Annotated in this window: 25 protein-coding genes; 20 read left to right on the forward strand and 5 right to left on the reverse strand. The window is 63.6% G+C overall.

The features are described 5' to 3' along the window. The 16 genes from ACZ5U1_RS13875 (at nucleotide 1) to ACZ5U1_RS13950 (ending at nucleotide 14,308) form a co-directional block, all read left to right on the forward strand. Nucleotides 1-903 (forward strand): enoyl-CoA hydratase, encoded by a 903-nt coding sequence (locus ACZ5U1_RS13875; RefSeq protein WP_464780118.1) that lies wholly within the window; start codon nucleotides 1-3, stop codon nucleotides 901-903. Further along, nucleotides 903-1,991: an NAD(P)H-dependent flavin oxidoreductase gene (locus tag ACZ5U1_RS13880; RefSeq protein WP_464780806.1), complete on the forward strand. Its 1,089-nt coding sequence runs from the start codon at nucleotides 903-905 to the stop codon at nucleotides 1,989-1,991. Before ACZ5U1_RS13875 ends, ACZ5U1_RS13880 begins: the two co-directional genes overlap by 1 nt. A 16-nt stretch (nucleotides 1,992-2,007) precedes the next feature. Further along, entirely contained in the window at nucleotides 2,008-2,757 is a 750-nt protein-coding gene (locus ACZ5U1_RS13885) for an enoyl-CoA hydratase family protein (protein ID WP_464780117.1), read from the forward strand. Next, nucleotides 2,757-3,911: an acyl-CoA dehydrogenase gene (locus ACZ5U1_RS13890; RefSeq protein ID WP_464780116.1), complete on the forward strand. Its 1,155-nt coding sequence runs from the start codon at nucleotides 2,757-2,759 to the stop codon at nucleotides 3,909-3,911. The genes ACZ5U1_RS13885 and ACZ5U1_RS13890 overlap by 1 nt, the downstream gene beginning before the upstream one ends. 14 nt (nucleotides 3,912-3,925) lie before the next feature. Continuing rightward, entirely contained in the window at nucleotides 3,926-4,957 is a 1,032-nt protein-coding gene (locus ACZ5U1_RS13895) for an acyl-CoA dehydrogenase family protein (RefSeq protein WP_464780115.1), read from the forward strand. Continuing rightward, entirely contained in the window at nucleotides 4,950-6,101 is a 1,152-nt protein-coding gene (locus ACZ5U1_RS13900; RefSeq protein ID WP_464780114.1) for an acetyl-CoA C-acetyltransferase, read from the forward strand. The genes ACZ5U1_RS13895 and ACZ5U1_RS13900 overlap by 8 nt, the downstream gene beginning before the upstream one ends. 14 nt (nucleotides 6,102-6,115) lie before the next feature. Next, nucleotides 6,116-6,766 carry a gamma carbonic anhydrase family protein gene (locus ACZ5U1_RS13905; RefSeq protein ID WP_464780113.1) on the forward strand — a complete coding sequence of 217 codons (651 nt, stop codon included), beginning with the start codon at nucleotides 6,116-6,118 and terminating at the stop codon, nucleotides 6,764-6,766. Then, on the forward strand, nucleotides 6,763-7,209 hold the full coding sequence (locus tag ACZ5U1_RS13910; protein ID WP_464780112.1) for a nuclear transport factor 2 family protein: 447 nt from the start codon (nucleotides 6,763-6,765) through the stop codon (nucleotides 7,207-7,209). Before ACZ5U1_RS13905 ends, ACZ5U1_RS13910 begins: the two co-directional genes overlap by 4 nt. A 13-nt stretch (nucleotides 7,210-7,222) precedes the next feature. Further along, nucleotides 7,223-8,128 carry an SDR family oxidoreductase gene (locus tag ACZ5U1_RS13915; RefSeq protein WP_464780111.1) on the forward strand — a complete coding sequence of 302 codons (906 nt, stop codon included), beginning with the start codon at nucleotides 7,223-7,225 and terminating at the stop codon, nucleotides 8,126-8,128. Next, nucleotides 8,128-9,204, forward strand: coding sequence for an acyl-CoA dehydrogenase family protein (locus ACZ5U1_RS13920; RefSeq protein ID WP_464780110.1), 1,077 nt, complete (start codon nucleotides 8,128-8,130; stop codon nucleotides 9,202-9,204). Before ACZ5U1_RS13915 ends, ACZ5U1_RS13920 begins: the two co-directional genes overlap by 1 nt. Further along, nucleotides 9,201-9,992, forward strand: a complete 792-nt coding sequence (locus ACZ5U1_RS13925; protein ID WP_464780109.1) for an SDR family oxidoreductase — start codon at nucleotides 9,201-9,203, stop codon at nucleotides 9,990-9,992. Before ACZ5U1_RS13920 ends, ACZ5U1_RS13925 begins: the two co-directional genes overlap by 4 nt. After that, nucleotides 9,992-10,456 carry a MaoC family dehydratase gene (locus ACZ5U1_RS13930; protein WP_464780108.1) on the forward strand — a complete coding sequence of 155 codons (465 nt, stop codon included), beginning with the start codon at nucleotides 9,992-9,994 and terminating at the stop codon, nucleotides 10,454-10,456. The genes ACZ5U1_RS13925 and ACZ5U1_RS13930 overlap by 1 nt, the downstream gene beginning before the upstream one ends. 59 nt (nucleotides 10,457-10,515) lie before the next feature. Next, nucleotides 10,516-10,890: a nuclear transport factor 2 family protein gene (locus ACZ5U1_RS13935; RefSeq protein WP_464780107.1), complete on the forward strand. Its 375-nt coding sequence runs from the start codon at nucleotides 10,516-10,518 to the stop codon at nucleotides 10,888-10,890. A 17-nt stretch (nucleotides 10,891-10,907) separates the two neighbouring features. Further along, nucleotides 10,908-12,110: an acetyl-CoA C-acyltransferase gene (locus tag ACZ5U1_RS13940; RefSeq protein ID WP_464780106.1), complete on the forward strand. Its 1,203-nt coding sequence runs from the start codon at nucleotides 10,908-10,910 to the stop codon at nucleotides 12,108-12,110. Nucleotides 12,111-12,113: 3 nt separating this feature from the next. Further along, on the forward strand, nucleotides 12,114-13,283 hold the full coding sequence (locus tag ACZ5U1_RS13945; protein ID WP_464780105.1) for an acyl-CoA dehydrogenase family protein: 1,170 nt from the start codon (nucleotides 12,114-12,116) through the stop codon (nucleotides 13,281-13,283). Nucleotides 13,284-13,360: 77 nt separating this feature from the next. Beyond that, nucleotides 13,361-14,308 (forward strand): alpha/beta hydrolase, encoded by a 948-nt coding sequence (locus ACZ5U1_RS13950; protein WP_464780507.1) that lies wholly within the window; start codon nucleotides 13,361-13,363, stop codon nucleotides 14,306-14,308. A 64-nt stretch (nucleotides 14,309-14,372) separates the two neighbouring features. On the opposite strand, the gene ACZ5U1_RS13955 is transcribed toward ACZ5U1_RS13950, so the two are convergent. Both ACZ5U1_RS13955 and ACZ5U1_RS13960 read right to left on the reverse strand, forming a co-directional pair. Further along, entirely contained in the window at nucleotides 14,373-14,870 is a 498-nt protein-coding gene (locus tag ACZ5U1_RS13955; protein ID WP_464780508.1) for a nuclear transport factor 2 family protein, read from the reverse strand. After that, nucleotides 14,849-15,940, reverse strand: a complete 1,092-nt coding sequence (locus ACZ5U1_RS13960) for a DUF1214 domain-containing protein (protein ID WP_464780509.1) — start codon at nucleotides 15,938-15,940, stop codon at nucleotides 14,849-14,851. The genes ACZ5U1_RS13955 and ACZ5U1_RS13960 overlap by 22 nt, the downstream gene beginning before the upstream one ends. A 100-nt stretch (nucleotides 15,941-16,040) precedes the next feature. Here ACZ5U1_RS13960 and ACZ5U1_RS13965 point away from each other — a divergent pair, with 100 nt between their 5' ends. Continuing rightward, the gene (locus ACZ5U1_RS13965) at nucleotides 16,041-16,442 is read left to right on the forward strand and encodes a VOC family protein (RefSeq protein WP_464780510.1); all 402 of its coding nucleotides are present in this window, start codon (nucleotides 16,041-16,043) and stop codon (nucleotides 16,440-16,442) included. Between the two features lie 127 nt (nucleotides 16,443-16,569). On the opposite strand, the gene ACZ5U1_RS13970 is transcribed toward ACZ5U1_RS13965, so the two are convergent. Both ACZ5U1_RS13970 and ACZ5U1_RS13975 read right to left on the reverse strand, forming a co-directional pair. Beyond that, on the reverse strand, nucleotides 16,570-17,643 hold the full coding sequence (locus ACZ5U1_RS13970) for an alcohol dehydrogenase catalytic domain-containing protein (protein WP_464780511.1): 1,074 nt from the start codon (nucleotides 17,641-17,643) through the stop codon (nucleotides 16,570-16,572). Further along, nucleotides 17,640-18,155: a nuclear transport factor 2 family protein gene (locus ACZ5U1_RS13975; protein WP_464780512.1), complete on the reverse strand. Its 516-nt coding sequence runs from the start codon at nucleotides 18,153-18,155 to the stop codon at nucleotides 17,640-17,642. Before ACZ5U1_RS13975 ends, ACZ5U1_RS13970 begins: the two co-directional genes overlap by 4 nt. A gap of 393 nt (nucleotides 18,156-18,548) precedes the next feature. On the opposite strand from ACZ5U1_RS13975, the gene ACZ5U1_RS13980 reads away from it, so the two are divergent. The 3 genes from ACZ5U1_RS13980 to ACZ5U1_RS13990 are packed head-to-tail and all read left to right on the forward strand — an operon-like array spanning nucleotide 18,549 to nucleotide 22,689. Beyond that, complete coding sequence (locus tag ACZ5U1_RS13980; protein ID WP_464780513.1) at nucleotides 18,549-19,727, forward strand: HlyD family secretion protein; 1,179 nt, start codon at nucleotides 18,549-18,551, stop codon at nucleotides 19,725-19,727. Continuing rightward, nucleotides 19,724-21,271 (forward strand): MDR family MFS transporter, encoded by a 1,548-nt coding sequence (locus ACZ5U1_RS13985; RefSeq protein WP_464780514.1) that lies wholly within the window; start codon nucleotides 19,724-19,726, stop codon nucleotides 21,269-21,271. The genes ACZ5U1_RS13980 and ACZ5U1_RS13985 overlap by 4 nt, the downstream gene beginning before the upstream one ends. An 8-nt stretch (nucleotides 21,272-21,279) precedes the next feature. Next, the gene (locus ACZ5U1_RS13990; protein WP_464780515.1) at nucleotides 21,280-22,689 is read left to right on the forward strand and encodes an efflux transporter outer membrane subunit; all 1,410 of its coding nucleotides are present in this window, start codon (nucleotides 21,280-21,282) and stop codon (nucleotides 22,687-22,689) included. 239 nt (nucleotides 22,690-22,928) lie between these two features. On the opposite strand, the gene ACZ5U1_RS13995 is transcribed toward ACZ5U1_RS13990, so the two are convergent. Then, nucleotides 22,929-25,310 (reverse strand): TonB-dependent receptor, encoded by a 2,382-nt coding sequence (locus ACZ5U1_RS13995; protein ID WP_464780516.1) that lies wholly within the window; start codon nucleotides 25,308-25,310, stop codon nucleotides 22,929-22,931. Nucleotides 25,311-25,524: the final 214 nt, after the last annotated feature.

The following is a 25,524-nucleotide window of genomic DNA, read 5'->3' on the forward strand; positions in this document are numbered from 1 at the left end:
ATGAACGAGACCGACCGCCTGGTCGAACCGCAGCAGGTCGACATTGTTTACGAAACGGACGAGCCGGTCACCTATGAGGTGATCGACAATGTCGCATGGATCATGATGAACCGCCCGGGCTTCAACAATGCCCAGAACGGCCAGATGACCTATGCGATCGACGACGCCTTCATCAAGGCGACGAACGATGACGATGTGCGCTGCATCGTGCTGGGCGGTAACGGTAAGCATTTTTCGGCCGGGCATGACATCGGCACGCCCGGCCGCGACGTGCACCAGCATTTCGAGAACCGGCTGCTGGTGCCGGGTCATGTGAACAAGCCCGCCGCTGAATTGCTCTATACCCGCGAGAAGGAGCAATATGTCGGCATGTGCCGCCGCTGGCGCGACGCGCCCAAGCCCACCATCGCCATGGTGCAGGGGGCGTGCGTCGCGGGCGGGCTGATGCTGGCATGGGTGTGCGACCTGATTGTCGCCACCGACGACGCTTTCTTTCAGGACCCGGTCAACCGCATGGGCATCCCGGGCGTTGAATATTTCGCCCACGCCTATGAACTGCCCCCGCGCATCGCCAAGGAATTCCTGCTGCTGGGTGAGCGGATGAGCGCGCAGCGCGCCGAACAGTTCGGCATGGTGAACAAGATCGTCTCGCGCGAGGCGCTGCGCGAGACCGTCGCGGCCATGGCGGCCAAGCTCGTCGCCCAGCCCCGCCTTGGCAACTGGCTGACCAAGCAGGCGATCAACCATGTCGAGGAGCTGATGGGCAAGAGGAACGCGATGGACGCGCAATATCATATGCACCATTTCGCCCATGCCCAGAATGACCTCGTCCAGGGCAGCTCGATCGCGGGCCTCGACGCCAAGAAGATGGCCGAGGCCAATAAGAAACAGGCGAGCGAATGATGGGCGATCCGCTGCACACAGTCCTTTGCCAACGGCTTGGCTGCCGCTGGCCGATCATCCAGACCGCGATGGGCTGGGTCGCCGAGCCTTCGCTGGTGATCGGGTCGAGCAATGCAGGCGCGTTCGGTTTTCTGGGCGCAGCGGTGATGACGCCGGACGAAGCGCGCGAAAAGATCCTCGCCGTGCGCAAGGGCACCGACAAGCCCTTCGGCGTCAACTTCCACAGCTTTCAGCCGGGCGCTGACCAGATTGTCGAACTGATCCTGGCCAACAAGGATCAGGTGCGCGCGGTCAGCTTTGGCCGTGGCCCCAATGCCAAGATGATCGGCCGTTTCAAGGATGCGGGCATATTGTGCATCCCCACCGTCGGCGCGGTCAAGCATGCGCAGAAGATGGTCGAACTGGGCGTCGACATGGTCAATGTCCAGGGCGGCGAAGGCGGCGGGCATACAGGTTCCGTCCCGACCACCGTGCTGCTCCCCCAGGTGCTCGACGCCGTCAAGGTGCCGGTGATCGCGAGCGGCGGCTTTGCCGACGGACGCGGGCTGGCGGCAGCGCTCGCCTATGGCGCGGTCGGCATTGCCATGGGCACGCGCTTCCTGCTGACCAAGGAAAGCCCGGTGCCCGACAGCGCCAAAGCGGAATATCTCAAGGCCTCGACCGACCGCATCGTTGTCACCACCAAGCTCGACGGCATCCCCCAGCGGATGGTCCGCACCAAATTGATGGACCGGATCGAGAAGTCCGGCCCGCTCGCCATGTGGCTGCGCGCGATCGAGGCGGGCATGGCGATGAAGAAGCAGACCGGCGCGAGCTGGATGGATTTCATCAAGTCGGCGCGCGGCATGACCGCCCATGGCGCGATGCCATTGAAGCAGGCGATGATGGCCGCGACCATGCCGATGCTGATCCAGAAAGCCGTGGTCGATGGCGACATCGAACATGGCGTGATGGCGACCGGCGTCGTGGGCGGGCGAATTGGCGAGGTCCCGACCTGCCAACAGCTGGTCGACCGCATCGTCGAAGAGGCGCATGAGCGGCTCGCCGCGCTCGCCGCCATGGGCCGCGAGACGGCCAGCGCCGCCTGAGGAAGAGGGACAAGACATGCCGATTACGCTGACCGTCAAGGGCGCCATCGCCGAAATCCTGTTCGACCATCCCCCGGTCAACGCCTTCGACACCAAGGGTTGGGAATCGATCCCGGCGTTGGTTTACGAAGCCGCAGCGAACGAGGATGTGAAGTGCATCCTGATCCGCGCCGAAGGCCGGGGTTTCTGCGGCGGCGTCGACATCAAGGAGATGGCGGCGCATCCCGAACGCATCGCCAAGCTGAACAAGGATAATTACCTGACGTTCAAGGCGATCCGCGAATGCGCGATCCCGGTGGTCGGCGCGCTGCATGGCTTCGTCATCGGCGGCGGCGTCAATATCGCGGGCGCGTGCGACGCGCTGATCGCGGCGGAGGGGGCCTATTTCTCGCTGCCTGAAATCGATCGCGGCGCGATGGGCGGCGCGGCCTTCATGAGTCGCATGCTGCCCGTCCAGATGGTGCGCGCCAATTTCTTCACCGGCGGGCGCATTCCGGTGGAAGACGCCTACCGTCACGGTTCGGTGCACAAGGTGGTGCCGCTCGAGCAGCTCAGGGACGAGGCCTACGCCTTCTGCGAAGTAATTGCGTCCAAGAGCCGGGCGGCGCTGGTGATCGCCAAGCAGGCGCTGAACCTGATCGAGCCGACCGACCCGTCGGCCCATTACCGGATCGAGCAGGGCTTCACGCTCGAAATGTACATGCATGAAGACAGCCAGAAGGCGCGTGACGCCTTTGTGGACAATAAGGGCGCGGCGAAATTCTGATGGACTTGACCTATACCCCCGAACAGCAGGCGTTCCGCGCCGAAGTGCGCAGCTGGCTCGAAGCCCATGTGCCCGGCGAGCCGCTGGAGCATTTCGACGCCACGCGCGAGGGTTTCGAGGCCCACCGCCAATGGGAAAAGACCCTGAAGTCCGGCGACTGGGGCATGGTGACATGGCCCAAGGAATATGGCGGGCGCGGCCTTGACCTCATCCAGTGGCTGATTTTCGAGGAAGAATATTATCGCGCGGGTGCGCCGGGCCGGGTCAACCAGAATGGCATTTTCCTGCTGGGGCCGACGCTGATCGAGTTCGGCACCCATGAGCAGAAGCAGCGCTTCCTGCCCAAGATGGCGTCGGGCGAGGAAATCTGGGCGCAAGCCTGGTCCGAACCGATGGCGGGCTCAGACCTTGCCGGCGTGCGCGCGACGGCGGTTCGGGATGGCGACGACTATATCCTCAATGGCCACAAAATCTGGTCGAGCCGCGCGGTGTTCGCCGACTGGGCCTTCGGCCTGTTCCGCGAGCCCGGCTCCGAGCGCCACAAGGGCATGAGCCTCATCTTCTTCCCGCTGAACGCGCCGGGGGTCACGGTCAACGCGATCAAGAAGATCAACGGCCATGTCGGTTTCGCCGAGATCTTCCTCGAAAATGTCCGCGTCCCCGCCTTCAATCGCCTCGGCGACGAGGGTCAGGGCTGGCATATCTGCATGGCGACAGCAGGCTTTGAACGCGGCCTCATGCTGCGCTCGCCCGCCCGCTACCAGGTGGCGGCAAGCAAGCTTGCGGAACTGTGGCAGGCGAACAAGGAAACCGCCGACCCCGCGCTCGAAGCCGATGTCGTGCGCGCGCACATGAATGCCGACGCCTATGCGCTCAACATCTACCAGACCGCCTCGCGGCTGATGGCGGGCGCGAAGATCGGGCCGGAAGCGTCCACCAACAAAATTTTCTGGTCGGAATTGGACATTCACCTGACGCAAACCGCGCTCGCCATATTGGGGCCGCAGGCCGAACTGACGCACGAAGCGCCCGGCGCTGGGGCCGTCGACTGGATCGACGACTATATCTTCGCGCTCGCCGGACCCATCTATGCGGGCTCCAACGAGATTCAGCGCAACATCATTGCCGAGCGCATGCTCGGCCTGCCGCGCTAAGGGGGAACAGAGAAATGGATTTCACCCTCAGCGATGAACAGCTGATGTTCGCCGAAACCGCGCGGACGCTGTTTGCGGACAGCTGCACGCCCGACCATTGGCGCAAGATGATGGAAGCGGGCGTCGCACGCGACGATGCGCGCTGGGCCTCTATCGTGGAAACCGGCCTGACTTTGGTGCTGCTCCCCGAAAGCGCGGGCGGCATCGGGCTGGCGGAAGCCGACTTTGCCCTGATCGCGCAAGAGGCGGGCTATGTCGCGCTGCCCGAACCGCTGGTTGAAAGCGCAGGCGTTGCCGCGCCGATGCTCGCCGCGTTGGCACCCGAGCATGAACTGCTCAGCGATCCCAATGCGACGATCGCCATCCAGCATCCGTCGAACCCCTATGTCGCCAATGCCGACAGCGCAGGCGGCATCCTCCTGCATGCCGATGGCGAGGCCTGGCTCGCCACGCCCGATCAGGTGACGCTGACGGCGCAGCCGAGCATCGATCCCTTCCGCCGCCTCTTTTCGGTCGAGTGGAGCAAGGAGAAGGCGACGGCTCTGGGCAAGGCCGACTGGGATCTCGCCTTCGACCGCGCCGCCCTCTTCAACGCCGCCTTTGGCCTCGGCCTTGCCCAGCGTTCGGTCGACCTCGCAGTCGATTATGCCAAGGAACGCCAGCAGTTCGGCAAGCCCATCGGCAGCTATCAGGCGGTCAAGCATCACCTGGCGTCCGCCCAGGTCGCGATCGAGTTCGCCAAGCCGGTGGTCGCCGCCGCCGCCGCCGAAATCGGCGCCCGCGACACGCAAGCCCGCGCCCGTGTCAGCCATGCCAAGCTCGTCGCCCTGGAAGCCGCCGACAAGGCCGCCCGCGCCTCGATCCAGGTGCATGGCGCGATGGGCTACAGCTGGGAGGTGGACGTCCATCTGTTCTTGAAGCGCACGGTTGCGCTCACGCAAACATGGGGCACCCCCGCCCAACACCGCGCGCGCATCGCCACGCGCATCTTCACCCAGCCCATGGGGCCGGATCAGACCTTTGCCCGGGAACATGAAAATGCCTGAAGCCTATATCATCGACGCCGTCCGCACGCCTGTCGGCCGCAAGAAGGGCAGCCTTGCCGCCGTCCATCCGGCCGACCTTGGCGCGCACCCGATCAAGGAACTGGTCAAGCGCACCGGTATCGACCCCACCCAGGTCGAGGACGTGGTCTGGGGTTGCACCGAAACCATCGGCGGCCAGGCGGGCGACATCGGCCGCACCGCATGGCTGGTCGCAGGGCTCCCTGAAGAAGTGCCCGGCGTCACCATCGACCGCCAGTGCGGCTCAAGCCAGCAGGCGGTCCACTTCGCCGCGCAGGGCGTGATGAGCGGCACCCAGGACCTGGTGGTCGCAGGCGGCAGCCAGGCGATGAACCAGATCCCGATCATGGCCGCGATGATCGCGGGCGCGCAATATGGCTTCGACAGCCCCTTCCACGGGTCGAAGGGCTGGGTCGAACGCTATGGCATGGAAGAGGTCAACCAGATCAAGTCCGCCGAGATGATCGCCGACAAATGGGGCATCAGCCGTGAAGCGATGGAGCAGTTCGCGCTCGCGTCGCACCAGCGCGCGCAGGCCGCCTGGGACAATGGCTGGTTCGACAAGGAAGTGGTGGCGCTTGAGGGCCTGGCCCGTGACGAGACCATCCGCCCGACGACCTCGTTGGAGGGCCTGGCGTCCCTGAAGCCCGTCAATGAAGGCGGGATCATCACCGCAGGCGTCGCCAGCCAGAATTGCGACGCCGCCGCCGCGCTGCTGATCGCCAGCGAGCAGGCGGTGAAGGAACATGGTTTGAAGCCCCGCGCGCGCATCCATCACCTGTCGGTCCGCGCCGCCAACCCGGTGTGGATGCTGACCGGGCCGATCCCCGCCACCCAATATGCGCTGAAGAAGGCTGGCATGTCGATCAGCGACATCGACCTGTTCGAATGCAACGAAGCCTTTGCCAGCGTCACCATGGCGTGGATGAAGGAACTGGATGTCCCGCATGAGAAGGTCAATGTGCAGGGCGGCGCGATCGCTCTGGGCCATCCGATCGGCGCGACCGGCGCGCGGTTGATGACGACGTTGCTGAACGCGCTGGAGCGCACGGGCGGGCGTTATGGCCTGCAGACCATGTGTGAAGGCGGCGGCCAGGCCAACGTCACCATCATCGAGCGGCTCTAAGGGACCCAGCCCCGATGCCCGCCTACGCCTATCAGGGGATTGTTCCCGTCGTCGATCCGACCAGCTACGTCCATCCGCTGGCGTCGCTGATCGGCGACGTGATCGTGGGACCGGGCTGCTTCATCGCGCCGGGCGCTTCGCTGCGGGGCGATTTCGGGCGGATCGTGGTGGAAGGCGACAGCTCGATCCAGGACAATGTGTCGATCCATGCCAACCAGCTGCGCGACACGGTCATCAAGCGCGGCGCGACCATCGCCCATGGCTCGATCATCCATGGCTGCGAGATCGGTGAAAATGCGCTGATCGGCATGAACGCGGTGATCCTCGACAATGCCATCATTGGTGACGAAAATCTCGTCGCCGCCCTTGCCCTTGTGAAGTCCGACACGGTGACCCCGCCGCGCAGCCTGGTCGTCGGCAACCCGGCCAAGGTGGTCAAGACGTTCGAGCCGCAGCAGGTGACCTGGCGCAACAATGGCGAGGGCGAATATCAGAAACTCGCCCGCGCCGCGCTCACCGATCTCATCGAAGCCGAGCCGCTCAGCCAAGCCAGCGCCGAGCGGCAGGCGCAGCGCATCGCCTCCGACGCCATCGCCGTGCGCCTTTCGGGCAGCACCGCCGAACATCGCGAAAAACAAGCCGCAAAGCGCGAGGGTCAGGCATGAACAGCGCCACGGCGATCACCAACCTCCTCTACCGCTATGCCGAACTGATGGACGCAGGCGATCTGGAAGCCGTAGCCGCCCTGTTCGAACGCGCCCGGATCAAGACCGGCGGCGGCGAAGTGGTCGAAGGCTCCGCGCCGATGCTGGCGCTCTGGCGCACCCATGTGCGCCTCTACCCCTGCGGCACGCCGCGCACCAAGCATGTCATCACCAATCCCATTATCGAGGTGGACGAGGCGGCAGGCACCGCCACCTGCCGCTCTTACTATACCGTGTTTCAGGCGACCCCGGCCCTGCCGCTCCAGGCGATCTGCGCGGGCCGCTATCATGACGCCTTCGTCCGGGTGGACGAGGCATGGCATTTTTCCGGGCGGGATTATTCCCTGCTCGATCTGGTTGGGGACTTAAGCCAGCATCTGCTGATCCCCGTCGCAGCGCAATGAAGGAGTAAGGCAAGTGGGTATCTGCGAAGGACGTGTTGCGATCGTGACCGGGGCGGGCAATGGCCTTGGCAAAGCCTATGCGCTGGGCCTCGCCGCAGAAGGCTGCAAGGTCGTGGTCAATGACCTTGGCGTCGGCACCCATGGCGAGGCAGGCGCGACCAAGGGCGCAGCCGAGCAGGTGGTGGACGAGATCCGCGCGATGGGCGGGGAAGCCGTCGCCAACACCGACGACGTCGCCGAATGGGAATCGGGCAAGCGCATGGTCGAGCAAGCCCTCGACAGCTTCGGCGCGCTTCATGCCGTGGTCAACAATGCAGGCTTCGTGCGCGACCGCATGTTCTTCACCTGCTCCCCTGAAGAATGGGACGCGGTGATCCGCGTCCATCTGCGCGGCCATTTCTGCACGAGCCGCCATGCCGCTGAATATTGGCGGGCGCAGTCGAAGGCCGGCAATCCGGTCGATGCGCGCATCATCAACACGACCTCGGGCGCAGGCCTGCAGGGCTCGGTCGGCCAGTCGGCTTATTCGACGGCCAAGGGCGGCATCGCGACGCTCACCCTGGTGCAGGCCGCCGAGCTTGGCCGCCTTGGCATCACCGCCAATGCCCTTGCCCCCAACGCCCGCACCCGCATGACCAATACCGGCGCGTTCGACATGGACGCCAAGGAAGGCGAGTTCGACCTGTTCGCGCCGGAAAATATGGCGCCGCTGGTCGCCTATCTCGTCTCCGAACAGTCGAAGGGGGTGACCGGCCAGGTCTTTGAACTCAAGGGCGGCCAGGTCGTCCTCTCGCAGGGGTGGACCGACAGCCCTGCCTTCGACAAGGGCGCGCGGATTGAAGCGAGCGAAATGGACGCGATCGTGCGCGGGCTCCTCCAGACCCGCGAGCCTGCAAAGCCCGTCTACGGAGCCGCCTGATGGACTTCGCGCTCAGCGACGACCAGCGCGCGATCCAGGAAGCCGCGCGCGACTTCCTGACCGACGCCGCCAACCCGGACGTCATCCGCGCCGCCGTCGAAGGGACGAGCGGCTTTGACGAGAGCCTGTGGTCGAGCCTTGGCGAAATGGGCTTTGCCGGGCTGATGATCCCCGAGGCCCAAGGCGGCCTTGGCCTTGGCGCTGTCGAAATGGCGCTGGTGCTCGAGGAAACCGGCCGGGTGCTCGCACCCGTGCCCTTCTTCGAAACCGCCGTGCTCGCCGTGCAGGCGGTGCTCGCCGCAGGCAGCGAAGAGCAGAAGGCGGCGCTGCTGCCCCGCTTGGCGTCAGGCACCCGCGCCAGCTTCGCGGGCACCGCAAGCCGCCCGACCCTGTCGAACGGCAAGCTGACCGGCACGGCGGAGTTCGCAACCTTCGCCCATGTCGCCGAGTTGATCGTCATCGCCACCGCCGACGACAGCCTCGTCGTCCTCGAAGCGGACACCCCCGGCCTCACCATCGAAGCACTCCCCAGCCTCGACCGCACCCGCCGCTTTGCCACCCTCACCTTCGATTGCGACGTGAGCGATGCCATGATCCTCGGCGCGCCCGGCAGCGCGGCCGCCGCGATCGCACGCACCCTCACCATCGGCGCGGGCCTGCTCGCCGCCGAACAGACCGGCGGCATGCAGTACAGCCTCGACGCCACCGTCGATTATGCCAAGCAGCGCGTCCAGTTCGGCCGCCTCATCGGCTCGTTCCAGGCCTACAAGCATATGCTCGCCGACATGATGCTGCTGGTCGAAGCCTCGCGCTCGGCCGCTTATTATGCCGCCGCCGCGATCGACGAAAATGGCGAGGAACTGGCCGAAGCCGCCCATGCCGCCCGCGCCTATGTGTCCGACGCCTATCGCTCGGTCGCGGGCGACGCGATCCAGCTCCATGGCGGCATCGGCTTCACCTGGGAACATCACGCCCATCTCTATTTCAAGCGCGCGCGCGCCACCGCCAGCTGGCTCGGCACGCCGGACCAGCATCGCGAAGCGCTCGCACAGATCATCATGAAGGACGCCGCATGACCCCGACCTCGCCTGTTCCCCCCTATCCGACCCCGCTGGGCATGCTCAAGGGCAAGACCGTGGTCGTGACCGCCGCCGCTGGCACCGGCATCGGCTTTGCCGCCGCCAAGCGCGCGGCTGAAGAAGGGGCCAAGCTCCTCATCAGCGACTTCCACGAACGCCGTCTCAACGAAGCGGCCGACCGTATCGCCGACGAAGTGGGCTGCGAGCGCCCCGCCCTGTTCGTGTGCGACGTCACCAGCGAAGAGGCGGTACAGGGTCTGCGCGATGCCTCGCTCGCCGCATTGGGCAAGGTCGATGTCCTCATCAACAATGCGGGCCTGGGCGGCGAGGCCGATATCATCGACATGACCGACGAGCAGTGGGCGCGCGTGTTCGACGTCACCTTGACCTCGCTGTTCCGCATGACCCGCGCGTTCCTGCCAAGCATGTACGCCAACAAGTCCGGCGTCATGGTCAACAACGCCTCGGTGCTGGGCTGGCGCGCGCAAAAAGGCCAGGCCCATTATGCCGCCGCGAAAGCCGGGGTCATGGCCTTCACCCGCTGCGCCGCGATCGAGGCGGCTGAACATGGCGTGCGCATCAATGCGGTCTCACCAAGCCTTGCCATGCACCCGTTCCTTGCCAAGGTGACGACGCAGGAAGCCCTCGACAAGCTGGTTGAGAAGGAAGCCTTCAAGCGCCCCGCCGAGGTCTGGGAAATCGCCAATGTCATGATGTTCCTTGCCTCTGATCTCTCCTCCTACATGACCGGCGAGATCGTCGCGGTCTCCAGCCAGAGGGCCTGATGGCAACCATCTTCGAAACGCCGCGCGCGCTGCTGGGGCAGGAGGGCGTCAAGCTCGACACCGCCGATTGGCTCACCATCGACCAGTCACGCATCGACGCCTTTGCCGACTGCACAGGCGACCATCAGTGGATCCATGTCGATCCGGTACGCGCCAAGGACGGCCCCTTCGGCGCGACCATCGCGCATGGCTATCTGACGCTCAGCCTCGTCAACCTGTTCATGCCGCAGATCGTCGAGGTCCGCCGCTTCTCCGCAGGGGTCAATGTCGGCATGGACAAGACCCGCTTCCTCAGTCCAGTGGTCGTGGGCTCGCGCATTCGCGGCACCGGCGAGATCGTCTCGGTCGAGGAAGTGAAGGGCGGCGCGATACAGGCCGTGATCCGCGTCACCGTCGAGATCGAGGGTAAGGACAAGCCCGCCTGCGTGGTCGATACCATCAACCGCTATTTTCCGGAAAGCTGAGCTTGGGCGCAGTAATCGCCCTCTGCCTTCTCGCCGCCAATCCCGTTGGAGCCAAAACCATGCCTGATCCCGTCAAAATGGAAGCCGCCGTCCACGCCTATGTCGCCGCGTTCGAAGCAGGCAGCGCCGACCAGGTGGCCGCCCTCTATGCCGCAGACGCGACGGTCGAGGACCCGATCGGCTCACCCATCCACCATGGCCGCGAGGCGATCCGCGCCTTCTATGCCGAGTCCATGAAGACCGGCGCGAAATTGAAGCTCGAAGGCCCCGTCCGGGTCGCGGGCGATTATGCGGTGTTCCCCTTCTCGGTGAACCTGAACTATGATGGTGGGGCCAAGCGCATCGACGTCATCGACACCTTCCGCTTCAACGACGCCAATGAAGTGACCGAAATGCGCGCCTATTGGGGTCCCACCAACATGCACGGCTTTTAATCCAAGGATCGATACACATGCGTGAAGCAGCCATCATCTCCACCGCGCGCACCGGCGTCGGCAAAGCCTATCGCGGCGCGTTCAACGACACCGAAGCGCCGTTCATGTCCTCCCATGTCGTGGACGCCGCCATCGCCCGCGCCGGGATCGATCCCGCCCGCGTCGATGACGTGTATCTCGGCGTTGCCAACCAGTGGAACACGCAAAGCTACAATGTCGGCCGCCTGACCGTCCACGGATCGGTCCTGCCCGACACCACCGCGGGGTTCTCGATGGACCGCAAATGCTCGTCCGGCCTCAACGCGCTCGCCTTCGCGGCGCGCGGCATCATCGCCAACGAGATCGACTGCGCCGTCTCGGGCGGCGTCGAGAATGTCTCGCTCACCATCGACAAACATTATCCCGCGTTCCGCAACCGCTCCGAGTTCATCAAGGCGCGCGATCCCAACGCCTATATGGTGATGATCGAGACCGCCGAGATCGTCGCTGAACGCTATGGCATTTCGCGCGAGGATCAGGACCGGTTCGCAGCGCAATCGCAGCAGCGCGCCGCCGCCGCCCAGGAAGCAGGCAAGTTCGATGACGAGATCGTGCCGATCACGGTCACCAAGGCCCTGTTCGACAAGGAAGGCAATGAGACCGGCAAGGAAGAGCTGACCCTGACCAAGGACGAGGGCATCCGCGCGGGCACCACTTACGAGAAGCTCGCGGAATTGAAGCCCGTGTTCAAGAACGGCTCGGTCATCAAGGAAGGCAAGCATGTCACCGCCGGCAATGCCAGCCAGCTGTCCGACGGCGCCTCGGCGCAGGTGGTCATGGACCTTGCCACCGCGCAGAAGGAGGGTCTCCCCATCCTCGGCATCTATCGGGGGTTCCAGGTCGCAGGCTGCGGCGCGGACGAGATGGGCATCGGCCCGGTGTTCGCCATCCCCAAGCTGCTCGAGCGCACCGGTCTCAAGATCGACGACATTGGCCTGTGGGAATTGAACGAAGCCTTTGCCAACCAGGCGATCTACTGCCAGCGCACGCTGGGCATCGATCCGGACAAGCTCAACGTCAATGGCGGCGGCATCGCCATAGGCCATCCCTTCGCCATGACCGGCTCGCGCCTCGTTGGCCACGCCCTGATCGAAGGCAAGCGTCGCGGCGTCAAATATGTGGTCGTCTCCATGTGCGTCGCGGGCGGCATGGGCGCGGCCGGTCTGTTCGAGGTCGCCTGATCCATGCAACTCGCCTTCGCCCCTGAACTCAAAGCCTTCCGTGAGGAGGCCGCGAGCTGGCTCAACGAACAGCTCGCAGGCCCGTTCAAGTCCATTCGCGGCCAGACCAACCAGGTCGACAATGTCGAGGAGCGCCGCGCCTGGGAAGCGGCGCTTGGGGCGGCGCGCTGGAGCGTCGTGGGCTGGCCTGAGCAATGGGGCGGGCGCAACGCCTCGATCGCGCAGCAGATCATCTTCGCCGAGGAATATGCCCGCGCTAAGGGTCCGCCGCGCGCCGGGCATCTCGGGGTCGAACTGCTCGGCCCCACCCTGCTCGCCATGGGCAATGAGGAGCAGAAGGCCCGGTTCCTCCCCGACATCGCCCATGGCCGCGCCATCTGGTGCCAGGGCTATTCCGAACCCGGCGCGGGCTCCGACCTCGCCAATGTCAAGACCAAGGCCCGCCTCGAAGGCGACCGCTACATCATCGATGGCCAGAAGATCTGGACCTCGATGGGCACCATCGCCGACTGGTGCTTCGTCGTTGCCCGCACCACGCCCGGCAGCGTCGGCAACAAGGGCCTCTCGTTCCTCATGGTCCCGATGGACCAGCCCGGGGTCGATGCCCGCCCGATCCGCCAGATGACCGGCGAGGCCGAGTTTGCCGAGGTGTTCTTCGATGGCGCGCAGGCGCTCGCGATCGACCGCATCGGCGAAGAAGGCGAAGGCTGGAAGGTCGCCATGGCCCTGCTTGGCTTTGAACGCGGCGTCTCCACCCTCGCCCAGCAGATGCAGTTCAAGAACGAACTCGACGAGATCATCGCCATCGCCAAAGCCAACGGCAAGGCCAGCGACCCGCTCATCCGCCAGAAGATCGCCACCGCCCATGCGGGCCTCAAGATCATGCGCTATAACGGCCTGCGCATGCTCTCCGATGGCGAAGGCGCAGACCTCTCCGGCGCCGCTTACACCTACAAACTCTACTGGTCCCGCTGGCACGTCGCCCTCGGCGACCTCGCCATGGAGGTCATGGGCCAAACCGGCGAAATCGGCGTCAACGACGAACGCATGGGTCCCCTCACAACCATGCACCTCATGTCTCGATCCGATACCATCTACGCCGGAACAGACCAAATCCAGCGCAACATCATCGCTGAACGCGGATTAGCTATGCCAAGGGAGCCTAGAGGGTGAGGAATATTCAGTGCGTGGCCCTGGCGGCGCTCTCGAATTAAAGAAGAAGATGCACAATTGAAACGAGGAGAATAGGGATGCCGCTCGACCCACAGCTTGAGGCCATGTTCGCCAATCAGCCGGAATGGCCGCCGATCAAGACGGTCCCAGTACCCGCATTGCGGGAGGCGGTGAGATCAAGTTCGATCCAAATGCCACCTCCGCAGGTATCGTTGGCGTCTATTTCGGATCGCACCATTCCAGGTCCAGCCGGGGAAATTCCGGTGCGCATCTACACGCCCGAGGGCGCGGGACCTTTCCCAGTCACTGCCTATTTCCACGGCGGCGGGTTCGTTGTCGGCGATCTCGACACGCAGGACATGATCGCGCGCGGACTGGCGGCGGGTGCAGAGACCATCGTGGTGTCCGTCGACTATCGCCTCGCGCCCGAGCATAAGTTCCCGGCGGCCTTCGAGGATTGCTGGGCCGCGACGCAGTGGGCGGCGGCGCATGCGGCCGAACTGGGGGGCGATCCCGCCCTGATCGCCGTTGCTGGCGATAGTGCGGGCGGCGTGCTGGCCAGCGCCTGCGCCCTTCTGGCGCGAGACGCGGGCGCACCCCGTATCGCGGCGCAGATCAACTGGTATGGCCCCGGCATCCATCCGATCCCCGAAGAAGGGTCCGCGCTGGAATTTGCGAACGGCCCTGTGCTGCGCCTGGAAGATGCGCATTATTTCTGGGAACTGCACATCAAGGATGAGAGCGATTACGACGATTTTCGCGCCAGTCCGATGAAGGCCGAGAGCCACAAAGGCCTGGCGCCCGCCTTTATCGCCAGCGCCGAATGCGACCCTATCCGCGACGCAGTGGAAGCCTATGCCCCGGTGCTGGAAAAGGCCGGTGTAGAGGTGGAAGTGAAGCGCTATCCCGGCATGGTGCACGGGTTCGTGTCATGGATCGGTTTCCTGCCGGGCGCGCAGGAGGCGATGGCGGATGCCTGCGCCTTTGCGAAAAAGCAGTTTGCGGCCGCTCGTCAGACCGCTTGAACGAACACTAGAAGGGGCGGCTCACCAGTTTGAGCCGCCCTTCCTCACAATCCAAAGCAGGCTGTCACATTTCTTGTGAAGTGCCGCCGCCGATCAGCGCACGTGCTTCGGCCGATCCGTCAAGCAAACGGTTGATGCGCCGCGCCACCTTCCATTCTGTGCCGACCCTCACGAGGTGCCACATATTGGCGGAGGCGCGATGGGCTTCCCAACTATCGCCCGTCTTGCGGAAGACGACCGAATAGGTCCGGGCGGTTGCCCCGTCGCCGTCCAGATCGATGACCGGCGGGCTAAGGACATGGGCGGCGCCGCCATGGATCAAGCTCTGGTGGCTTTCACCCTCCAGCAAAGCCTGGATCGCGGCACGGCCCGTGTAGCTGCCGAACCCGCCGACTTCGTAGACGCCATCCTCCGTCCATAGAGCGGCGGCACCGGCGCAATCGCCCGCGTCCACCAAAGGACCATAGCTTGCGATCAGGTCGCGTATCGCCTCCCGGTCTTCAAGGATGGCGATACGCGCGGCGAGATCGGCCGAGGCGGTCAGAGCTTTACGACCTTGCATTGCGGCACCGGATGCTCGTCTGCCTCTATCCAGCGCCAGAGGCCCGTTCCCTGACGATGGCCCGACAGGTCGATCCAGTTGCCGTAGCCGGGGTCCTTGTCGGCGCAGACGAGTATGACGCTGCCATCATCCTCATATTTCGCCTGTGCGCCGTTGACCCACACCTTGCGGTTCACATGGTCCATGGATTCCATCCACCAATTGTCGATCTGGAAGTTCCAGAAGCGGCAGCGGGGCGGCTTGGCTGTGATGACCAGCGCTTCATCAGGCGCAAGGTCGTAATAGATGTGACCATACCAGATTTTCGGGTCGCCCCCGGCGCGCTGGTAAAAAGGCTGATCCTTGCCATCATAGAAGCGGTTGGGCTGTTCCATGAACCATTGCGACCAGTCCGCGAAGGTGTTCGCTGTTCCGCGCACCCATGCAGCAGCGCCGTTCAACTGCGCCTCGATCGTTTCGGGCGCCAATATGACGGGGACGGCAGGCCCCTCGCTGATCCGTTCGATACGCACGTCCGCCGCGACTTCCGCGCGCTTGTCATTGAACGTCTGACGGATGATCAGCAGCGTCGTGTCGTCCGCCATGGGCAGCCAGTTGCCGGGCTTTTGCGTCTTGCTGACGATGATCTCGAAGCTGCCATCCGGCCCGACCTGCATGTCAGCAAGTTCGATCTCGCCCGTGGAGGCCATTGTGCCATCGATCGCGTAACGGTTTGCCTTCGACCCGATCGAAAAATAGGGCACGCTGTTCCGCTTGCCAGTGATGCGATAGTCGCGATCACCCCGGACGACCATTTGCTGATAGAGATTGTCCGGATTATCGGCCCCAATCTTGATCGCGTCATCGGTCAGCAGGAAAATGCGCGGAAAATCCGGATCGCTGGAATCGACCAGCATGTTGAGAGCCGACCGCGTGAGCCGGGAAAGATAACGCAATCCCTCCGCCTGATCGATCGCGGTGCCGGGTGCGCTGGGGCGGTCCAGAACGTCGCCCGCTTGTGCCAGCTGGTCGCAGAAAGTCCGCCAGACGGCCGACAACCGCAATTCTCCACCTTCCTGTCCGGTCACCATACTCTCCTATATGCGTATTAGATGGATTGGTTTACGCCATTTTCAGGCGCTGATATGGAGATTGTCTCACATAAATGCGTAACATGGAAGGGGTTGAGGAATGACGGCATTAGCCTTCAGTTTCACCAAGATCATCGTCAAGGACCTTGCAGCGGCCGAACATTTTTACACCCAGCTGTTCGGCCTTGAGGTGGTGGGGTATATCAATCTTGGCGAAGGCGAAGCGTTGATGAACGAGGTGATCCTCAAGACTGCTGGCGCTCAGCCGCCCGCGCCCAATTTCATTCTGGTCAGCTATCCCAACCGGAATTGCCCCGCCACCGGAGAGGCAACGACGGGGTTCGTGGTGGATGATCTTCACGCGACTTTGGCGGTTGCGACCGCCGCCGGTGCGACGATCGAACTCGGTGCGACCGACGTACCCGAACATGGTTTGCAGATGGCCTATATCCTCGACCCCCAAGGCCACAGGATCGAGTTGCTACAGATGCTGAACGCCTAGGATGTGCGGGTTTGAATGATCGTCAGCCCGGACTTGATCCGGGGTCCTGCTACCTCAGCAGCGTCGGAAAAGAAGCGGGACCCCGGGTCGAGCCCGGGGTGACGAAGGGGAGTAGGATGCCCGTCAATCACATTTCGTGGTCGATGACGGCGCGGGTTACTTCCCCTGCCTTCAGCGCGGCGATGGCATCGTTGATCTGATCGAGCGGCCAGATGCCGCTGATCTGGTCGGCGATGTTCAACCGGCCGTCCCGCGCCTGTGCGATGAGTTCGGGATAATCCCGATCAGGAAGCGCGCCGCCGTTCATCGTTGCGATCACCTCGCCACCCATGACGAAGCTGCCGAGCGGCAGCGCCGCTTCCGCGCCGGGGCGTGACATGCCGATCAGCACCACCCGGCCCCCGCGCTTCGTGCAGCGCAAGGCAGTGTTGATGGCACCCACCGCGCCGCTGCACTCCACCACCACATCGATAGGGCCATATTTGCCAGCCAAAGCGGCGGCGGCCGTTTCGCTGTCCTGTGTGGGGTCTGCGAGGACAAAGTCGGTCGCGCCGAATTGCCGCGCCGTCGCTTCCTTGGCGGGATTGGCGTCGACAGCGATTACATGGGCGCCGTTCCGGGCGGCGCCCTGGATGGCGTTGACGCCGATGCCGCCGACACCAAAAACGGCCACGGTGTCCCCGGCGCGCACGCGGCCCAGAACGCGCGCGGCGCAGACACCCGTCGAAACGGCGCACCCGATCAGCGCGCCCTGATCCAACGGCAGGTCATCGATGGCGAACAGCTGCGACGCCTTCACCACGATTTCGCTGGCGAAGGAGGAGACATTGGCAAAGGACGCCACGGGCTTTCCATCCAGCGTGAAGGGGAAGCCCGGCGCAAAGCCCCAATTGATGTCGCAATTATGCGGTTCGCCACGCTGGCATTCACGGCACTCCCCACAAGGCGTTTGCGTGCCCACGCAGACATGATCGCCCACGGCCCAGCCTTCGACGCCAGCACCCAGATCCGCAATCTCGCCAGCCGCTTCATGGCCCAGGACGACCGGCAAATTGGGCAGATGCGGGGTCAACATCGCGATGTCGCTATGACAGATGCCCGACCGCAGCACGCGGACGCGCACCTCGCCGGGGCCGACAGGGCGAAGCGCCAACTGGTCGCTGACGAAGAGCGACTGTCCATCCCAGATCGCGGCCCTCATGCGCTCAACCCCGCCAGCAGGGGATATCGGAAGGAGGGATCGTCCCGATCCGCGCGGCCATTGGGTGCGTCCTTGCTCATGCGTTCAAAAGCCTCTTCATCAACGGGCACGATCGATCCATGATCGAACACCAGGCTGCGATAAGTGAATTTCCATTCGCCATCCCGCCGTTCATATCGATCGAGATAGCGGCCAAGGGCGATGAACAGCTTTGCGCCCGGCCCGTGGGTCCGGTGCCATGCCTCCACATAATGTTCACCCTCGGCATGGTCGCCATCGATCACGAACAGGCTGTTTGTAATATTGTGGCGAGTGAGGTCCCAATGCGAAGTGACTTCCGGCAACCAGGCAACGAAGTCGTCGGGACCTCCCTGAAACATTGCCCCGTGATCGTCGATCGCGTCATCATGATACAGCGTTCGCACCAAGGCGAAGTCGCGGCGATCACATCCACGGCAGTAGCGCATGACCAGATCCTGTAGTGCAATCCGGTCGAGCAATGGCTGCGACATCTATCTCTCCATTAGCGGGCGGTTACGCGCATATTATCGTTATGCGGGATAGCCCTCATCCCGCCGGTAAGGAAAGCGCAAAAGAGCCCGTCTGCCATTTTCGCGACAGGGCGACTTCCCGTCCAAATCATTTGGCGATGGAGCGTAAATCGCCTATTATCCATGCAACCCCGCCAAAGAAAATGGGGAAGAGGATGGAACCTGACAGCTCGGTATTTCTGCTCTGTCCATTTCGATTGCTGTGCCTGGCCAGCGGCCTGTCCGCGCTAGTGGGATTCAGCGTCATCCTTCTGCTGACATAATTTCATTTCCGATTCCGCGTCGGAAAAAACTTGCCTTCCGCCTGCGGCAAACTTTAAGTCATCGCTTCGAAGCCCAGACGGTAGGATTTCTATGAGTGAGCCAAAGGGGTCGTTGGCCGATGCGGTCGATGCAGAGCCCCTGCCCGACGATGCGATTGGCGAAGGGGCAAGCCGCCCGAAGCGGCGGAGGCTGGGCCTAGTTCTGGGCATTGCGGGCGTGGTTATTCTCATAACCGGTGCGTTCTGGTTTGCCCGCTACCAGCTGTACGGCAAATATCAGCAAAGCACGCAGGACGCCTATTTGCAGGCCGACAGCGTCACCGTTTCGGCGCGGGTGTCCGGTTACGTCAGTGAAGTGCTGGTCCATGAAAATCAGGATGTGAAGCCCGGCCAGCCATTGTTGCGGATCGAAGCGCCCGATTATCCGGCGCAGGCGGCGCAGGGGCAGGCGCAGATCAACCTGGCGCAGGCAAACGCCGCCAATGCGGAAGCGCTGATCGGGGAACAGGAAGCGGCGATCGAGCAGGCGCGGGCGATGCTGGCGGCGGCGCAGACGAAGGCGCGCTTCGCAGCGTCCGAAGTTGCGCGATACAGTCCGCTGGCGGCGAGTGGCGCGGAACCGGCCGAAAAGCTGGCGACGCTTCGCACCCAGGCGGCTCAGGCCGCGCAGGATGTGGCGGCGCAGAAAGCATCGACACAGGGCGCGGAGCGGCGGATCGCCAGCCTGCGCGCCCAGATCGCGCAGGCGAAAGCGCAAGGCCAGAGCGCGCGTGCCCAGCTGGACGCGGCGCAGCGCAACGTCCGGGACATGGTTATACGCGCCAGCATCGCGGGGCGGGTGGGCGATCTTTCGGCGCGCATCGGCCAGTTCGTGCAACCCGGCCTGCGCCTGATGTCGGTCGTGCCGGTGGGACAGCTTTATCTGGAAGCGAATTTCAAGGAAACGCAGCTGGGGCTGATGCGTCAGGGGCAACCGGCGGAGATCGATGTGGACGCCTTGCCAGGGGTGACGCTGCATGGCCATGTCGCCAGCCTTGCGCCCGGTACTGGAGCGCAATTTTCGCTGCTGCCTCCGCAAAATGCGACGGGGAACTTCACCAAGATCGTGCAGCGCGTGCCCGTGCGCATCGCCATAGATGCGGACCCGTCGATCAAGAAGCTGTTGCTGCCCGGCATGTCGGTTGAGGTTTCGGTGGATACCCGATCGGCCCGCGAGGAGCTGGAACGGCTGAAGAATAGCAAGCAGGTCCGGCGGGACGCGCATAAGTGAACGCAAGACTGCCTGAGACAGCCGAGCGCGCAAGCGTCGCGGACTGGCTCGCGGTGGCGGCAGGCACGCTGGGTGCGATGATGGCAATGCTCGACATTTCCATCGTCAACTCCGCCCTGCCGATCATCCAGGGCGAAATCGGCGCGAGCGGGACGGAAGGGACCTGGATCGCGACGTCGTTCATCGTCGCGGAAATCATCATCATTCCCTTGGCGGGCTGGTTGCAGCGGCTGCTGGGCCTGCGCAATTTCCTCCTGATCGCCACCGTGGGGTTCGTGGGCTTTTCGATGATCTGCGGCATGGCGCAGACATTGCCCGTCATGATCGGGGGGCGGATCGGTCAGGGCATTACGGGCGGGGCGCTGATCCCCACGGCGATGACCATCATCGCGACGCGATTGCCGCGTCATCAGCAAGCTGTGGGCAATTCCCTGTTCGGGGCGACCGCGATCCTGGGACCTATCATGGGGCCGGTGCTGGGGGGATGGCTGACCGAGAATATCAGTTGGCATTATGCCTTCTTCCTCAACCTGCCGGTCGGGCTTGCCCTGCTTCTTCTGCTGCTGGTCGCGCTTCCCCATGAGCGGCCGCGCCTTGACCTTATCGGTGAAGCGGACTGGCTGGGCGTGTTCGGCCTTATCCTGGGGCTGGGCGGGCTTACCGTCGTGCTGGAGGAGGGCGAGCGGGAGCAATGGTTCGAGTCATCGACGATCATATGGCTGACCATCACGGCCGTGGCCGGGTTCGCCATGCTGCTGGCCGGGCAGTTGCTGGCGAAACGGCCGGTTATCCGGCTGCGCCTGCTGCTGGACCGGCAGTTTGGCGCGGTGTTCATCATGGCGATGATGATCGGCATGGTGATTTACGGCACATCCTATGTGATCCCGCAATTCCTGACGCTGATCGCAGGCTATAATGCGCTCCAGTCGGGGCAGATCGTGCTGCTGTCGGGCGTACCGATGGTGCTGATGATGCCGTTCATGCCATGGGCGATCCGCACGGTGCCGATCCATCTTTCGGTCCTGATCGGATTGGTCCTGCTGATCCTGAGCACCTATATGGAAACATCACTGACGTCGGTGTCCACGGGTGCCAATTTCGTTGATTCCCAGTTGATGCGCGGCGTCGGCACCATCTGCGTCATGATGTTCCTGAACCAGGCGGCCATCCGTTCCGTGCCGATGTCCTTGGCAGCCGATGCGTCAGGCCTCTACAACGCCGCGCGCAATCTGGGTGGCTCCTTCGCGCTGGCTGGCATCGCGGTGGTGCAGGACCAGCGGCTATGGCTTAATGCGCGCAGGATGGAGGAGAATCTGGCGGCCAATGGCCTTGATCTTCAACATTATGTCGATGCGCAGGCTCTCGCCTTGGGCGGCCGCGATGCAGCATTCCGCATGATCGAACAGGGCATTCAGACGCAGGCGCTGACGATGACCTTTATCGACCTGTTCTGGATGCTGATCATCGCCATCCTGTGCACCGCGCCGCTCGTCTTTTTCCTCCGCCCGCTGCCACAGCATGCCGCACCAGTGGCCGCTCATTGAGATTGTCGATGCGTAACCGATCCGCCTTTGCCTTTGCCTTGCTCCTGACCACGGCCTGCACCTCTGGCCCCGATTATCGCGGCCCTGCGGACGTGGCCCCTGCCCCACCGCCGCATTTTGTCCGGGGGGATGCCGGGGCCGCGCCCGTGGAAGCAGCCGCGCCATGGTGGACGAGCCTTGGCGATCCGGTGCTGAACCAGTTGATGGACCGGGCGCTGGCCGGGAACCCCCGCCTGGACGCCGCAGCCGCGCGCATTCGGCAGGCGCGTGCGGCTCTCCGCCAGAAAAGGGCGGAAGAGCTGCCGACAATCAACGGCTCCGTCATCTATGCAAAGGCGCGCTTGCCCGGACAGTCGGAGGATGGGAGCGCCACCACGCTCGACCTGTACAATGTCGGTTTCGATGCGAGTTGGGAACTGGACCTTTTCGGCGGCGGCCGCCGGGCTATCGAGGCAACGCGCGCCGATGTCGCGGCGAGCGAGGCAGGGCTGGACGACGCCCGCGTCAGCCTGTCTGCGGAGGTTGCGCAAAGCTATGTCGAGCTGCGCGATCGGCAGCAGCGCCTGTCCTTGGGTGTCGAGGCTTTGGCGTTGCAGGATGAAGAGGTCGCGCTCACCAGCCAACGTTTTGAACGCGGGACGATTGCGCGAGGCGAACTGCTGCAACAGGAGTCCGACAGGGATCGGGCGCGCGCGCAGTTGGCACCGATGCGGGCCGAGATTGACGCGTTGAAGGACAAGCTGGCGGTGCTGACCGGCGCGGTGCCGGGGACGCTGGACGGCTTGCTCGACCGGACGGCTGCTCTGCCGCTGCCCCCTGCCGAGGTCGCGGTGAGTGATCCGGCCGCCCTGTTGCAGCGCCGCCCCGATATACGCGCGGCGGAACGCAAGCTGGCCGCCCAGACCGCACGGATCGGCGTGGCGGATGCGGCGCGCTTTCCGCATATCAGCTTCCTGGGGCTGATCGGGCTGGGCGGATCGTCGCCGGAGGATCTGGTCGATCTGGACAAGTTCACGGTGGCGGCGGTTCCCCGGATCAGCTGGTCTTTCCTGGATTTCGGGAAAGCGCGCGCGCGGATCGATGCGGCGGAGGCGCAGCGGGATGAGGCGGCAGCGGATTACCGCGCGGCGGTGCTGAACGCGTTGCAGGATGCCGAGGGTTCGCTGGCGCGGTTTCAGCGGCAACGCGAAAGCCTGACCGATCTGGCGCGGGCCGAACGACAGGCGGCAATGGGAGCAGAGCTGGCGCGGCAGCGCAGTCAGGCGGGGACGATTTCAGGAATAGACTATTTAAAGCAACGGCGTCTGGTTTTGGCGGCTTCGCAGGCGAGGGTGCAGGCGGCGGCAGGACTGACCGTGAGTTTTATCAATGTTCAGAAGGCTTTGGGCCTTGGGTGGCAGGGGATGAGCGGGCGCTGAGGCCATTTAGGGGGCGTCTTTTCCTTGTTCGCCTGACCCGGTTCGGGCTGAGCAGTGCAAGGCAGTTCTTCGTTAAAGGGTGGAAATGCGGAAATTGATCCTCCCCATCGTGAGATGGGGAGGGGGACCGTTCGCGAAGCGAAGGGTGGAGGGGAAATTTCACAGGTTGTGCCATTTTCCCCTCCACCAGCCTGCGGCTGGTCCCCCTCCCCACGCTTCGCGCAGGGAGGATTTTGAGGTCAGAAGGCGATCTTGGCGTCCACGCCGTAGGAAGTCGGCTTGTTGAACGTCGCGCCTGCGAAGCCCAGAGCACCGAAGTCGATGCCGTAGACCAGACGCTTCTGGTTCAGCAGATTGTCGCCCCAGATGCCCACGTCGAGCTTACCACCGCCAAGATCGAAGCCTTCGACAGACAGACGCGCCTTTACGTTGGTCTGGCTGGGCGAAACGATCTGTTCGTTGAACGGAGCCGTGTTGTCGAGCGCGTTGAAGTAGATCTTCGTGCGATAGGAATAGTCGCCACGCAGACGGACGAGCGTGTCACCGCCGCCGATCGGATGCGAATATTCAGCGCCGACATGGACGTTCCACTTTGGCGTGTAGAGCGGCCGTGCCTCGTCAGCGACATCGACCACCGTGTTGGTGCCCGGATCGCGGAAGAGGAAGGTCTTATAGTCATGTTTCACATAACCGACCGAACCGTCGATCTGGAAGCCACGGAAGGGGGCCGCCGTCAGTTCCGCTTCGAAGCCCGACAGGCGCACCTTGCCCGCGTTGACGATCAGCGAGGTGGCGCCGCCGCTGCCTGCGGCGAACTGCTGGACCTGAAGATCGTTATAGTCGGTGATGTAGCCAGCGACGTTCAGGCGCAGGCGATTGTCGAACCATTGCGACTTGAAGCCAGCCTCATAAGACGTCGCCTTTTCAGGATCGAAGCCGTTGATGCTGCCGCCGCGCGGGTTGATGCCGCCCGAGCGATAGCCGGTCGATACGCGGCCATAGACCATGACATCGTCCATCACCTCATAGCTGACCGACCCCAGCCAGGAGAAATTGTCGAAGCTGCGGCGGCCACGCTGCACGGGGAAGACGTCACCGGCCAGATAGATGGTCTTGTCATCGGCGGTGTGACGGCCGCCCAAAGTGACTTCCAGCTTGTCGTCGAGCGAGGGCGGCTTCCAGCTGACCTGGCCGAACAGGGCCATCGACTGTGACGTGCCGCCGAATGCCTGAACGGGGTTGGCGTTGATGCCAACGGTAGCCAGGCCTGGGTTGGCTGCCGCCACGGCTGCTGCGGTGCCGGCGGGGAAGCCATAGAAATCAAGCGCAGCTACCGGCGCCAAAATCGTCAATGCCTGCTGGTTATATTCCGACGATTTTTCGTAGAAATAATACATGCCAAGCAGGTAGCTGAGGTCACCGACCTTGCCGAGAGCCTGGAATTCCTGGCTGAACTGCCACTGCTTCTGCGGTGCATTGTTTCCGGTGTAGGGAACAACATCCTGAATCGAAGTAAGGGTCGCCGAGTTGAAATCGACAACTGGACCGCGCAGCACGCCGTTACCCGACAGGTTGAGGATCGTGTCCTGGAAGAACTTCCGGTAGCCGGTGATCGACTTGAGCGTCAGTTCGGGGATTGCTTCATAGCTGAGCGTCAGGCCGTGGCCCTGAACGCGGGTCTTGCTGCCATAGCGGAAATTGCCGTTGCGGTCGGTGAAACCCGCCTGCTGAACGGTGCCCTGACGATCCGGGCTGACGAGGAAAGGCGCGCCGCCGAAACTGGGCGACTGCGAATAATAATCCTGCGCGGTCGGCGTGGCCGCCACGATCTGGAAGAAAGCGGGCGTGCCCTTACGATTGTCATAGTCGAAATTATAATTGACCGTGAGATCGCCAAGGTCTGCCTGCAAACCGATCGCGACCGAGTCCGCATTGAGCGAGCCGGGGTCCTGCGAGGCCGGGGTCAACGTGTTGTTCACATAGCCGTCGCCCTGGCGATGCTGATAGGCGATCGACGCCTTCAGAACGTCGCCCAGAATATAGCCGGTATCGAGCCGCGCGCGGGCATACCATTCGTTGAAGCGGCCGTAGCCAGCCTTCGCGGTGACATGCATGTCGTTGGCGGGCTTTTTCGTGATCAGTTGGAGCGCGCCGCCGATGGTGTTGCGGCCGAACAGCGTACCCTGGGGACCGCGCAGCACTTCGATGCGCTCCAGATCGATAAGGTCGAACACGGCACCCGCCGCACGGGCGAGGTAGACGCCGTCGAGATAGACGCCCACGCCCTGTTCGGACACGGCCGAAGGTTCGTTGTTGCCGATGCCGCGAATGTAGATGGTCGCGGCCGAAAGGCTGGACGGCTGCTGTTCGATCGTGATGTTCGGCGCGAAGTTCGGCACATCGGTCGGATCAGAGATATTCTGCCGTTCGATGAAGTCGCCGCTGAGTGCGGTGACGGCGACAGGGACGTCCTGCAGCGTTTCCGCGGAGCGGCGCGCAGTCACGACGATGTCACCGAGAGTGGTCGATGGCTCCTGAGCGGCGCTTTGTTCCTGAGCGTTCGCCGAAACCGAAAAAGGCACTAGAATTGCGGTAACGCCCGCAAGCAATATGGATTTCATACATCCTCCCAACACATGCTGCTCTTGGTCAACAGTCCCGGCTCTTTATCGTTATCTGCACGCGCCACACGGGAAAAAGCGCCTGTTGATCCCGAACATGGATAAACATGTCCGATGTAGCTCCGTTAGTCGCAATTATCGCTTACATCAAGGATGATTGCGTCAATCTGCGTAACATCTGACGTTTATATCTACGCTGTTGCACATTTGCACA

The sequence above is a fragment of the Sphingobium sp. TomTYG72 genome, assembly GCF_055394715.1.